General features: G+C 44.3%; 7 protein-coding genes and 2 tRNA genes. 5 read left to right on the top strand and 4 right to left on the bottom strand.

Features of this window, described 5'->3' with window-relative positions; genetic code table 11:
* Positions 1 to 154 precede the first annotated feature (154 nt).
* On the top strand, positions 155 to 373 hold the full coding sequence (locus Xbud_RS00625) for an AEC family transporter (protein ID WP_099134252.1): 219 nt from the start codon (positions 155 to 157) through the stop codon (positions 371 to 373).
* Positions 374 to 404: 31 nt separating this feature from the next.
* On the opposite strand, the gene Xbud_RS00620 is transcribed toward Xbud_RS00625, so the two are convergent.
* Positions 405 to 480: transfer RNA gene (locus Xbud_RS00620), tRNA-Gly, on the bottom strand.
* A gap of 352 nt (positions 481 to 832) precedes the next feature.
* Here Xbud_RS00620 and Xbud_RS00615 point away from each other — a divergent pair.
* On the top strand, positions 833 to 4,225 hold the full coding sequence (locus Xbud_RS00615) for an indolepyruvate ferredoxin oxidoreductase family protein (RefSeq protein ID WP_099134251.1): 3,393 nt from the start codon (positions 833 to 835) through the stop codon (positions 4,223 to 4,225).
* Positions 4,226 to 4,289: 64 nt separating this feature from the next.
* Here the strand turns inward: Xbud_RS00615 and Xbud_RS00610 are convergent, their stop codons facing one another.
* The 3 genes from Xbud_RS00610 to orn all read right to left on the bottom strand — a co-directional run bounded on the left by Xbud_RS00610 (position 4,290) and on the right by orn (position 6,919).
* Entirely contained in the window at positions 4,290 to 5,723 is a 1,434-nt protein-coding gene (locus tag Xbud_RS00610; protein WP_099134250.1) for an NAD(P)/FAD-dependent oxidoreductase, read from the bottom strand.
* Positions 5,724 to 6,039: 316 nt separating this feature from the next.
* Positions 6,040 to 6,115: transfer RNA gene (locus Xbud_RS00605), tRNA-Gly, on the bottom strand.
* A gap of 258 nt (positions 6,116 to 6,373) precedes the next feature.
* A complete protein-coding gene (gene orn / locus Xbud_RS00600; protein WP_099134249.1) occupies positions 6,374 to 6,919 on the bottom strand; it encodes an oligoribonuclease in 546 nt (181 codons plus the stop codon).
* A gap of 112 nt (positions 6,920 to 7,031) precedes the next feature.
* Here orn and rsgA point away from each other — a divergent pair, with 112 nt between their 5' ends.
* From rsgA to mscM, 3 genes are all read left to right on the top strand, one after another.
* The gene (gene rsgA, locus Xbud_RS00595; RefSeq protein ID WP_099134248.1) at positions 7,032 to 8,102 is read left to right on the top strand and encodes a small ribosomal subunit biogenesis GTPase RsgA; all 1,071 of its coding nucleotides are present in this window, start codon (positions 7,032 to 7,034) and stop codon (positions 8,100 to 8,102) included.
* Positions 8,103 to 8,244: 142 nt separating this feature from the next.
* Positions 8,245 to 9,168, top strand: coding sequence for an archaetidylserine decarboxylase (asd, locus tag Xbud_RS00590; protein ID WP_099134247.1), 924 nt, complete (start codon positions 8,245 to 8,247; stop codon positions 9,166 to 9,168).
* A 24-nt stretch (positions 9,169 to 9,192) separates the two neighbouring features.
* Entirely contained in the window at positions 9,193 to 12,552 is a 3,360-nt protein-coding gene (gene mscM / locus Xbud_RS00585; protein ID WP_099134246.1) for a miniconductance mechanosensitive channel MscM, read from the top strand.
* Positions 12,553 to 12,602: the final 50 nt, after the last annotated feature.

Genomic DNA, 12,602 nt, shown 5'->3' with positions numbered 1-12,602 from the left:
TTGGCTTACCTTACGGTTCAGAGCAATTTTTAAAAATTCTGGCAAGTACAAGCCTTCCATTGGGGTTGATTTGTATCGGTGCATCCTTACAACCATCAACGCTAAGATCTGAAAAAAGCCGATTATTATCAATAGACTATCTAGGTTATTATTAATGCCATTAATTGCCGGGATTATTGGTTTTCTACTTGAGTTCAATATGTTAGAACTCAATTTACTGATCTTATTTTTCTCAATACCTACAGCACCAACGGCTTATATCTTAACCCGCCAGCTAAATGGAGACAGCCAATTGATGTCAGCGATCATCACGCTACAAACAATTATTGCTGTTATTACTTTGCCTATTATATTAAGTTTAGGATTAAACTAAGTGAGTACTACTGAAGAAAGGATATATGATTTGGAGCGGGAAACGAGACTCGAACTCGCGACCCCAACCTTGGCAAGGTTGTGCTCTACCAACTGAGCTATTCCCGCACCCCAAGAACGGACGCCATTATGAACGCCTTCAACAAAGATGGCAAGCCATTTACTTGCACATCAAGACTGAACGCTTAAAAGACATCCAACAGAACAAATATATTACACAAATATGATGCTACAAAGCTTCATAACTGTTTATGATACAAACATTATATCCAATAGACCTCAAGATCTAGCAACAAAATTGCAACTTTATAAGTGAAGGGGCCCTTAAAATTTAACATTATATATACAACCATCCCCCTAATAAGATTTGTACTTGTCGGAATAATTTGCTGGAAATAGATTAGAACCATTTTTTAGTCGTATCTTACACGGTGATTGCCCTTCAGTAAGGCCTGAACATATGACTCAATATTATCCACCTAAATTTGTTACTGGCACCGATGCTCTTATCGAGCTTCTTCTGGCTCAGGCTGAGCTGGATAGAAGCCGTAATCTTAATACAGCAGGATTTGTTTCAGGATATCGGGGTTCACCATTAGCCCGTTTAGATCAGACATTATGGCAGAACAGTAAAAAACTGGCTCAGGCCAATATTCATTTCCAGCCCGCAGTCAATGAAGATCTGGCGGCTACTGCGATTTATGGTACCCAAAAAGTTGAATCTGACCCTGATCGCAATGTTACTGGCGTTTTTGGCATGTGGTATGGCAAAGGACCGGGCGTCGACCGTTCTGGAGATGCACTCAGGCATGGCAATGCCTATGGCTCTTCCCCTAATGGCGGTGTGCTGGTTATCCTTGGTGACGATCATGGCTGTGTGTCTTCTTCCATGTCTCACCAATCTGATCTCGCTTTGATGGCGTGGAGCATGCCAATCTTACATCCGGCCTCCGTTTCTGATTATTATGATGTGGGATTATGGGGCTGGACTGCATCCCGGGTAAGTGGGGCTTGGATTGGCTTTAAAGCAATCAGTGAAGTTGTGGAAAGTAGTGCTATCAGGGAGAGTAAGCCTATTCCTGAATATGAAATACCTCAAGTTGATCCCGGCCCAAGTGGGCTTCATTGGCGTTGGCCTGATCTCCCCAGCCCTCAAATAGAACAGCGTTTAGCTTATAAACTTAAAGCTGTTCAGGATTTCGCCAAACTTAACCCAATTGATCAACTCATTGTTCCATGTTCACATCCACAAGCTTTATTAGTTACCGTCGGCAAAGCCCATCGGGATGTTTTAGAAGCCCTGCGTGCCGGAGGTTTACCTCCTTCTGAATTAGCAAAACACGGTATTGCTTTTGTCCATATACGTCTGGTTTATCCTTTATCCCCACTTCTCAGCGAAATCGCATCACAGGTTACTGATATTTTTGTCATTGAAGAAAAAAACTCTGTAGTCGAAATGCTACTCGCACGGCATCTCATTAATTTGCCACAACATATCAACCTGATAGGTAAACATAATCATCTCGGCCAAAAACTTGTGCCCACAGACATAGAGTTACGTCCTTCACGGCTTGCTCCTCTGCTTGCAGGGTGGCTGAAGAAATTCAATTTATTCCTCTCTGTTCCTTTGGAATGGTCAACCCAAACTGCACTGCACGATATTATGCTCCCCAAACGTACTCCCTATTTCTGTGCGGGCTGTCCTCACAGTACTTCGACCCGTCTACCAGAGGGCAGTCAGGCTCAAATCGGCATTGGGTGTCATATCATGGCCTCGTGGATGGATCGAAATACAGGATATGGACTGACAGCAATGGGGGCTGAAGGTACCGACTGGGTAGGCCATTCCCCCTTTATTAATCGTTCTCATGTCTTTCAAAATCTGGGAGATGGCACTTACTTCCATTCCGGACATTTAGCTATTCGTCAGGCAGTCGCTGCGGGAAGCCACATTACTTATAAACTGCTGTTTAATGAGGCGGTGGCAATGACAGGCGGGCAACCACTGGATGGGAACATTACCATAACGCAGATCGCGTCTTTAATGCTGGCTGAAGGTGTGAAAGATGTCGCAATTGTGACCGATGAGCCTGATAAATATAAAGGTAAAAACAGACTTCCTGCCAGAGTGAATGCTTATCAACGGGATTTTCTTGAAGATATACAGAAACGCTTTCGAGACACTGATGGCGTGACTGCCATCATTTATGATCAAGCCTGCGCAACAGAATTACGACGTAAAAGAAAAAGAGGATTAGTACCGAAAGCGACAAGACGAGCAGTGATTAACGAGTCCGTCTGTGAAGGATGTGGTGATTGCCAGATACAATCCAATTGCCTTGCAGTGATCCCAACCGAGACATCCCTAGGCACTAAACGCGCGATAGATCAGCATGCTTGCAATTCAGATCTATCCTGTCTGAAAGGTTTTTGTCCCAGCTTTATCACTATAGAAAACGCGGAACCACGCCAAGACACCGGCAAGACATTGCCACAAAAAAAGCTTGATAAGCTACTGAATAAACTTCCCCAACCAGCCTTAAATTCCACAGACACCCCTTATGAAATCTTATTCGTTGGTGTAGGTGGTACTGGTATTATCACCGCTGGCCGCCTGCTTGGTATCGCTGCCAAAATAGAAAACTACGCCGTCAGCTTGCTTGATTTTACTGGTTTTGCCCAAAAAGGCGGAGAAGCAATAACCCACATTCGATTCAGCCGGGATGTCAATAAACTACATCAGGTCAGAATTGACCGGGGACGCGCCAATCTCGTCCTTGCGGCTGATTTAGTTGCTGCAACGGGGCAAAACTCACTAGAAGTGATGTCGAAAACAGGATCCAACTGCGTACTTAATACCCATAAGACGCAAATCGGCAATATGTTAAGAAATCCCATGCTGAAATTGGATCATACCAAGATGCTGGATACTCTTCACCAATATTGCCAGACACTGCAATCTGTTGACGCAGAGCAAATTGCCGCAGATTTGGTCGGTGACAGAAATCAAACTAATATCGTCTTAATCGGTTATGCCTGGCAACTTGGTCAGATCCCAATCAAGCTATCCTCTATAGAGAGCGCCATTCAGAACATGTCCCATCCAACAGAGAACATTGCAAATAATGCACAACGAGCCTTCCATCTCGGCCGCATTGCTGCTGAAAAGCCAGAACTTCTGGATAATTTTCTGTATGTTAAACCGAAACAGACTATTGAGACGCTGGATGATCTTATTTTGCATAGATATAGACTTCTGGTTGATTATCAGAATGAAAAATATGCACTCCGCTATTTGAGCCGTATTGCACAAGTCCAACAAACGGCTCAACAAATTGATGCAGAAGACCTGACTAAGTCTATTGCTGAGAATTTGTTCAAACTAATGGCGTATAAAGATGAATATGAAGTTGCCCGTCTCTACGTCAAAACAGGTTTTTTTGATAATCTTCGTTCACAATTTGATAATGCAGGTAAGATCCGCTTTCATCTGAGTCTTCCTTTTTTCAATCGCAAAGATCCCCGGACAGGTGAGCGAGGAAAACAGGAATATGGCACGTGGATCATTCCTGTTTTTCGCTTTCTTGCAGCATGTAAACTATTTCGTGGTACAGTTTTTGATATTTTCAGCTATCAGGAAGAGCGTAAACAGGAAAGAAGTTTACTACTCGAATATGAGCGATTGATTGATTTTCTGATAGAAAAATTGAATCGCAATAACCTGGCAATTTGTCAACAAATTGCCACTCTGCCTGATCAGGTACGAGGTTTCGGGCATGTGAAACAAAAAGCGATAAAAAATATGCAGGAACGCAAGGTAGCTTTGCTAAAAGAGCTGGAAAAAACTGTATGATGATACACATGGACATCACTAATAACGGTGATGTCCAACAGTCTTATTCTCTTCAGCAAATTTATTACTTCCAACAGTTGTAGTAAGCACGTAATCGCTCTGTTATCTGCTCTTCACGGCAAGAGAATGCAACCAATTCAGGAGGTGGCGTGAAGGTTTTATCGATCAATTCAGCCTGTGCCTGATACTTACGGAGTAAACCTTCGTTGATAACGCTTTCCCATCCTGGTTTGATATTCCACATATTTTCATAACCCATCGCTACCGTTTGTTTTGCCGCTTCCAAAACAATCATATCCCGCTCAAACCCGACTAAAGGTGGACGAATAGGGGTAAAGTCTTTTAAATCAATATTCTGATTCGGCAATCCCATTATTTCATTCGCAACATAGTCGGCTAAAAGCGGGGATTGGTGCAGACCGTCCCGGTAAGTGCCAGTCACAAGCCATACCCCATCAATGCCACACTCGCCAATCAATGGAAAACCATCTGCGGAGACAGGCCGATTGCCAACCTGGATTGCAATTATCTCTGATTCATACAAATCAACGTTTATCTGATTGTAAGTGCACTCCAGAAGGAACTGGACGGTAGCAATTGACCCATACTTATGAGGTTGGTTTTTCACAAGGTTGGTTGCACCGACGTAAAGAACACCATCCCCACGCGGCACACAATGCAGACCACAAGCAAATGCACGATTCGGAGTACGAATAACCGAGGTTGGTAGTGCATCAGCGTTTTTGAGTTTGAGTAAAACAGACACTCCATAGCCTGAAAAAAGTGGGGGAATTTTCTGCACGATAGAAGATTGGTCTGATAATACATCAAGCGACTGTACGCCTGCTGCGATAATCACTTTACCTGCGGTAAGACGCCTATCATCAACGGTTTCAACACCAGTTACAGCACCGTTTTTTGTGAGAATGCGCTTAACATTGTTATCGACGATCTCTCCCCCCTCCTTGAAAAAGGCAGAATCCAACATTTCAAGCAATATATGGGAATTAAGGGCATGTTCCTCTGAAATATAAAGCCCTTTGAGTGAACGCATTAAGTTGTTCGCTTTCATTCCCTTAATCAATTCTGGATCAACAATTTGATAAGGTTCATTGTGCTCACGAAGCGTACGCTCTATAGCATCATAGTTAACACTATCAACCTCAGCCATACCTGCGGTATTGAGAATGACATGCGTCCCTTTTGCCGTAAACAAAGGACGAGTATCCCCTGAAGAGGCAGCCAAACGCTGTGCCCATGTTGACCAGCAATCTTTCGCGACACGATCCATTTTGAGTTTCAACGTCCCATAGTCACTCGCAATAAGACCGCTTGTTACCTCACCAAAACAACCATTCATTGCTCCTGCAGCTCTTGATGCAGCATTGCTACGATCAAGACTTCCCACCCTGCATACTTTCAATCGGCGACTGATAAGTTCATAAGCAAGCGAACCTGCAATAGCACCAGATCCTACAACAATGACATCATAGTTCATTCCGTACTATCCTCTTAATTTGATGGATAAATATCCCTGAAAAACGGCCAGGGACAGGTTGGAGAAACTGTGCAGAAAACTGGTATGGAAAAGGAAAACGTTTCTATAAAATAATACGCTTATTCTCGGTTTGGAGAGTTTTGGCAATATTGATTTCTATAGGTGATTATACCAAGTTAGATTTAACTTAGCAGAGGGATCGAATATCGGTCAACATCAATCCTTATGGATTGGTCAGGCTGAAATTACAAAAAAAGCGCCTTTTGGCGCTTTTTCTATGACTTGCAGACTATTATAAAATCTACTGTCCTGAATTTGGAGCGGGAAACGAGACTCGAACTCGCGACCCCAACCTTGGCAAGGTTGTGCTCTACCAACTGAGCTATTCCCGCTTAATTTTGGCGTGCTGTACTTTCGAAATTCTTCGTCGGTACGGGAGCGCATTATACGAAGAATTCTTCTTCTGGCAAGCCCCAAAACATAAAAAATTGCATTTTTCCTCTGATTGATGATTAATTCGACGAATTATCTGCTTAATCATCAAATAAATGATTGATTTATATACAAATTTTGGTAACGACGATAAACTTCGATTAAAGTGGGTTCTCAATCCCACTTTAATCAACAGATACTCAGTGAAATACCACTCCTTACTTCTGGATAAAATGCTCACGGTAATAAACCAGTTCAGCAATTGATTCCCGGATATCATCCAATGCCTGATGGGTATTCTTCTTGCTTAATCCGGCCAGCAATTCAGGTTTCCAACGACGCGCCAACTCCTTAAGCGTACTCACATCCAGATAACGATAGTGAAAATATTTTTCCAATTCAGGCATATAGCAGAATAGAAAACGGCGATCCTGACCTATGCTATTACCACAGACAGGTGATTTTCCTGCCGGCACCCACTGCTCCAGAAAAGCAATAGTTGCTTTCTCAGCCTCAGCCTCATTAAATAAACTCTGCTTTACACGTTCCGCTAACCCGCTGGCGGTGTGCGTTCGAACGTTCCAATCATCCATCAGTGCCAGTTGTTCATCTGACTGATGTACTGCGATAACTGGCCCCTCCGCGAGGATATTCAGTTCCGAATCGGTAACGATTGTCGCAATTTCAATTATGCGATCGCGCTCTGGATCCAAGCCCGTCATCTCTAAATCTATCCAGATAAGATTGTTCTCACTTTTCGACATGATATATCCTAGGTTCCTTCAAAACAGGTAGTCTGTATCAGAGGTGTATCATAACTTTTTTGATCACCCACAGCGATAATCAGCAAGATAGATGAAATATAAGTGAGGTTCGGTGGCTAAAAGTAAACTCTCCAAAGGGCAGCAACGCCGTGTGCAGGCCAATCATCAGCGCAGACTGAAACAGCCGCTCAAAAGGACTGATACCCAAAAACCAGAACTGGATGACAGCCAGCTTGGTGAGCCACAAGAAGGGCTGGTTATCAGTCGATTCGGCCAACATACAGACATTGAAGCCGCAGACGGCTCCATACAACGCTGTAATATCCGCAGGACAATCCGTTCACTGGTGACCGGTGACCGTGTCGTATGGCGACCCGCATTACAGCTCCAGTCTGATGTGAAGATCAATGGGATTGTCGAAGCGGTACATGAACGCTCTTCCGTCCTCACCCGTCCCGATTATTACGATGGCATTAAACCCATTGCAGCCAATATCAACCAAATTGTGATTGTTTCTGCCATATTGCCTGAACTCTCACTGAATATTATCGATCGCTATCTGGTTGCGTGTGAAACACTCAATATTGAACCTTTGATTGTGCTCAATAAAATTGATCTATTGGATGACGAAAGACGTGAATGGGTCAACAGTGTCATGGATATTTACCGTCATATCAGCTATCGGGTGCTGGAAGTTTCCAGCTATACAGGAGAAGGTATATCAGAACTGATTAACTTACTGGCTGATAAAATCAGTATTTTCGCTGGTCAGTCCGGGGTCGGGAAATCCAGCCTACTTAACACCCTGCTCCCAAACAACGAAAAAGAGATTCTGGTCAATGAAGTCTCGGACAATTCCGGCCTTGGTCAGCATACAACTACAACAGCACGCCTCTATCATTTCCCACAGGGAGGAGATGTCATCGACTCCCCCGGTGTACGGGAATTCGGGTTATGGCACCTGACACCAGAACAGGTAGTACAAGGTTTCATTGAATTCCGCGATTATCTTGGTGGATGTAAATTCCGTGATTGTAAGCATCTAGATGATCCCGGCTGTGCTTTACGGGAAGCCCTGGAACTAGGGTCTATCGCGGAAGAGCGTTTTGAAAATTACCACCGCATACTGGAAAGTATGGCTCAGGTAAAGCCACGCAAAAATTTCACTGAAGGTCAAAAATGAGACACAATAATTAGCAATACGTTGCCCTGACATTCAGCATAAGGGCAGGTACAATAGCTGACTTTTGCCCAATTTACCTATATACCCTATGGATTTCAGACTGCAACTTGAAAGACGGGTATAAAAAATCCAAGAGGTTAATGTGCTAGACAATATTAAAATCAGACTACAATATTTATTGCCAAAGCAATGTATTACTCACTTAGCAGGTTGGTTTGCTAATAAAAAGGCTGGTTGGTTAACACAACTTGCCATTCAAGCTTTTGCCAAAGTTTATAAAGTCAATATGAATGAAGCCCAAGAGCCTTCTTTTAAAGCTTATTCAACATTCAATGAATTTTTTGTCCGCCCATTAAAAGAGGGTATTCGCCCTATCGTCAATGAAGCCCACCAACTGGCTCTTCCCGCAGACGGTGCTATCAGCCAGTTAGGCGCTATCCGGGAAGAACAAATTATTCAGGCTAAAGGCCACTACTACACTGTGGAAGCATTGCTGGCTGGTCAATACCAGCTTGCCGAGCAATTCCGCAATGGTCAGTTTGTCACGATTTACTTATCACCAAAAGATTATCACCGTGTCCATATGCCATGTGATGGCGTACTGAAAGAGATGATTTATGTTCCGGGAGATCTGTTTTCCGTCAATCCATTGACTGCTGCAAATGTCCCTAATTTGTTTGCACGCAATGAGCGCGTTATCTGCCTGTTTGATACCGCCTTCGGCCCAATGGCACAAATTTTAGTCGGTGCAACTATTGTAGGTAGCATAGAAACCGTCTGGAGTGGCTGTGTGACGCCTCCACGTGAAGGCATTATCAAACGCTGGACTTATCCGGCAGAAGGTGAAGAAGGTGCCGTTTCCCTCAAGAAAGGAGAAGAAATGGGTCGTTTCAAACTTGGTTCAACCGTGATCAACCTGTTTGTTCCTAATCAGATTCAGTTTGCTAATAATTTATACAGTGGTTCACAAACCCAGATGGGTGACTTACTGGCACAAACTATCACCAAAGAGGGAGAACAAACTGAGCACGCTAATGTTTCTATGAATCAAAATAACGCTAGTTAATTTATTACCAAGGAGCCCCTTATTGTGCGCCTGATTATCAGTTTACTTCTTAGCCTGTTAATTGCGAATCTGGCTTTTGCTTCCACAATACAGCTGGATGAAAATCAACTGAAACAAAATCTCAAACAGGTTGAAGGCAGTAAAAATCCACAGGATGCAGAGGTTGCGCAAGCATTTCAAGGGGCTATCAACTGGGTTAATGATGCCAAGTCCTCTAAAGAAAGAATTGAGAAATATCAACAGGCCATTGATGATTTTCCTAAAATCATTAAAGAGTTGCGCCAGAAAATTCTGGCTGCAAGTGAGCCTCCTCCAGCTATTCCAGCTAATCAGCCAATCAGCAACTTAGAGCAGCAAATTATCCAGCTCAGCAGCCAATTGCTGGAACAAGAGCGGCAGTTACAACAAGAACAGGATAAAATCCGCGAAATCAGTGACTCAGTCAATCTCTTACCTCAACAACAAGCTGAAGCAAGACGCCTGCTAACCGAGGCAACTTCCCGGCTTCAATCATTGAGTCCTACTCCCACGCTGTTGGGAGAAGCCCAATTAACCCTTGCACAAGCAGAAGTTAATGCCCGCAAAGCGGTAACTAATGAATTGGAGATGGCACAACTTTCTGCCAATAACCGACAGGAAATTGCCCGGTTACGGGCAGAATTATTCAAAAAACGCTATCAACGGCTGGATCTCCAACTCCAGCAATTGCGCAGCCAATTAAATGCTCAGCGGCAACAAAAAGCAGAGTCGGCCCTTGAACATACTGAAATGCTGGCAGGGCAGAATGGAGGGAAACTGCCGCAATTTTTATTGGATGAACTTCAGCAGAACCGCCATTTATCACAAATGCTTAACCAGCAAACCCAACGTATGGATTCCATTGGCTCACAGCAACGCAAAGCAGCCGATGATATTCTGCGGGTACGCCAGACACTCAATACCATTCGTGAACAGGCGCAATGGCTAGGTGATTCAACAGCACTGGGCGCAGCTTTAAGGACACAGTTAACCCACATCCCGGATGTTCCGAAATCCCAACAGCTTGACCGAAGCATAGTGGAGTTACGGGTCGAAAGGCTGAAATATGAAGAAATGCTGGAAAACTCTCAACGGGAAAGCGGGCAAGTTCCCGTTGCATATAATAATCTGACCCAGGCACAAAAACAGGTTTATGATTCCCTTATCCGTACCAGAAAAGAGTTACTGAATTCTCTGCTTTCAGGCTATGACAGCGAAATATTAGAGCTGACAAAACTCAAAGTATCCACCAACCAGTTAAATGATGCTTTGAAAGAAGTTAAAGATGCAACTCACCGTTATCTGTTTTGGGTTGCGGATGTCGACCCCATTTCGCTGGATTACCCGCTGCGGGTGGTAAAGGATCTAACCCGTCTGCTCTCTCTGGACACATTCTCCCAATTGGGCATCGCCATTCACGTTATGCTGACCACGCAGGATACGCTGCTTTATTTGCTAGGGACATTATTGCTGGTGATTTTCAGCATCAGTTCACATCGCCAATATCATGCTTTCCTTGAACGTTCCAGCAACCGTATTGGCAAAGTGACACAAGATCACTTCACCCTGACTCTGCGTACAGTATTCTGGTCTGTTGTCGCGGCTCTCCCTCTGCCGATGCTTTGGTCAGCGATTGGCTACGGCCTGAAAAATGCGTGGCAGTACCCAATGGCGACAGCAATTGGCAACGGTGTCAGTGAAACAACGCCTGTCCTGTGGATTTTCATGCTCAGTGCGGCATTTGCCCATCCTAATGGCCTGTTCATTGCCCATTTCCGTTGGCCAGAAGAGCGGGTAAAACGGGCCATGCGGTTTTATCGTTTGTCGATATTCCTGATTGTGCCCCTTATGATGGCACTTATCACATTCAACAATTACAGTGAGCGTGAGTTTGCCGCGACACTCGGCAGATTATGCTTCCTGATGCTCTGTGTTTCCCTGAGCTTGGTTACCATTACGTTAAAACGCGCAGGTATTCCACTGTATATGGACAAACACGGTTCGGGTGAAAACATCATAAACTCTGTGTTGTGGTGGATATTACTCTCTGCACCAATTCTGGCTGCACTGGCATCCGTGCTCGGCTACCTGCAAACGTCACAAGCATTGCTGGCACGGCTAGAAACTTCGGTTGCCATCTGGTTCTCCCTGTTGGTCATCTACCACATTACTCGTCGATGGATGTTAATCCAACGTCGTAAACTTGCTTTCGAAAGAGCGAAGCAGCGTCGTGCCGATATTCTTGCCCAACGTGCCAAAAGTGAAGAAGACTCCACCAATATCAACAGCAGCATTGAAGGCTCCATTGAAGTAGAAGAACCGATTATCGATTTAGATGCAATCAGTGCCCAATCTCTGGGGTTGATACGTTCTATCCTGACCATGATCGCGCTGGTTTCATTGATCCTGTTATGGTCAGAATTACATTCTGCTTTCTCTTTCCTCGAAAATATCCGGCTATGGGATGTCACCACGACCATCAACGGTGTTGATACCGTCCAGCCAATAACAATGGGTTCCGTTCTGATTGCGATCCTGGTTATTGTGATCACTGCACAGCTTATCCGCAACCTCCCTGCGCTACTTGAGCTAGCACTGTTACAGCACTTGGAACTGACACCGGGCACAGGTTATGCCATCACAACATTAACCAAATACGGTATTACCTTGATCGGTGGGATTGTCGGTTTCTCATTAGTGGGCATTGAATGGTCGAAACTGCAATGGCTGATTGCAGCAATGGGGGTTGGGCTTGGTTTTGGATTACAGGAAATTTTTGGCAATATTATTTCAGGCCTGATGATCTTGTTTGAAAAGCCAATCCGCATTGGCGATACGGTGACTATTCGTGGCTTGACCGGTAGTATCACGAAAATTAACACACGGGCAACCACCCTGTCCGATTGGGACAGAAAAGAGATTATCGTTCCTAATAAAGCATTTATTACTGAGCAATTTATCAACTGGTCATTGTCAGATACAATTACCCGTATTGTCCTGACTATTCCTGTCCCCGTAGAAACAGAGTCCGCGAAAGCAACCGATATATTAATGACTGCCGCCAGACGGTGCCCGTTAATTCTCGATAACCCGATGCCCGAAGTCTATCTGGTTGACCTGCAACAAGGGATTCAGATCTATGAACTGCGTGCTTATGCCGCAGAAATGGGGCACCGTATGCCTGCCCGCCATGAAGTGCATCAGTATATTTTGCAAGAATTCCGCAAACATGATATTACCCTGCCGTTCCCGCCATTTCAGGCACGCGTTGATATTTTTGGGCAGGAAATTCGCAGTACTACTATTCGCAGTGCTACTACCAACACATCAGGTCGTAATCCTCCCCGTAAACCAGGAGACCTGTAAAGTTAGGGCTTAATTAGGGAAGGAAATTAAGGAAAGAAGAAACTCAAAAT

Origin of the sequence: Xenorhabdus budapestensis (assembly GCF_002632465.1) — a bacterium.
GTDB classification, from domain to species: Bacteria; Pseudomonadota; Gammaproteobacteria; order Enterobacterales; family Enterobacteriaceae; genus Xenorhabdus; species Xenorhabdus budapestensis.
This window is presented reverse-complemented; position numbering and strand designations above follow the sequence as displayed.

Bases quoted from the DNA above. Each gene is read 5' to 3' on its own strand.
- Xbud_RS00625 (WP_099134252.1), top strand. From the start codon at position 155: ATGCCATTAATTGCCGGGATTATTGGTTTTCTACTTGAGTTCAATATG.
- orn (WP_099134249.1), bottom strand. From the start codon at position 6,919: ATGTCGAAAAGTGAGAACAATCTTATCTGGATAGATTTAGAGATGACG.
- Xbud_RS00610 (WP_099134250.1), bottom strand. From the start codon at position 5,723: ATGAACTATGATGTCATTGTTGTAGGATCTGGTGCTATTGCAGGTTCG.
- Xbud_RS00615 (WP_099134251.1), top strand. From the start codon at position 833: ATGACTCAATATTATCCACCTAAATTTGTTACTGGCACCGATGCTCTT.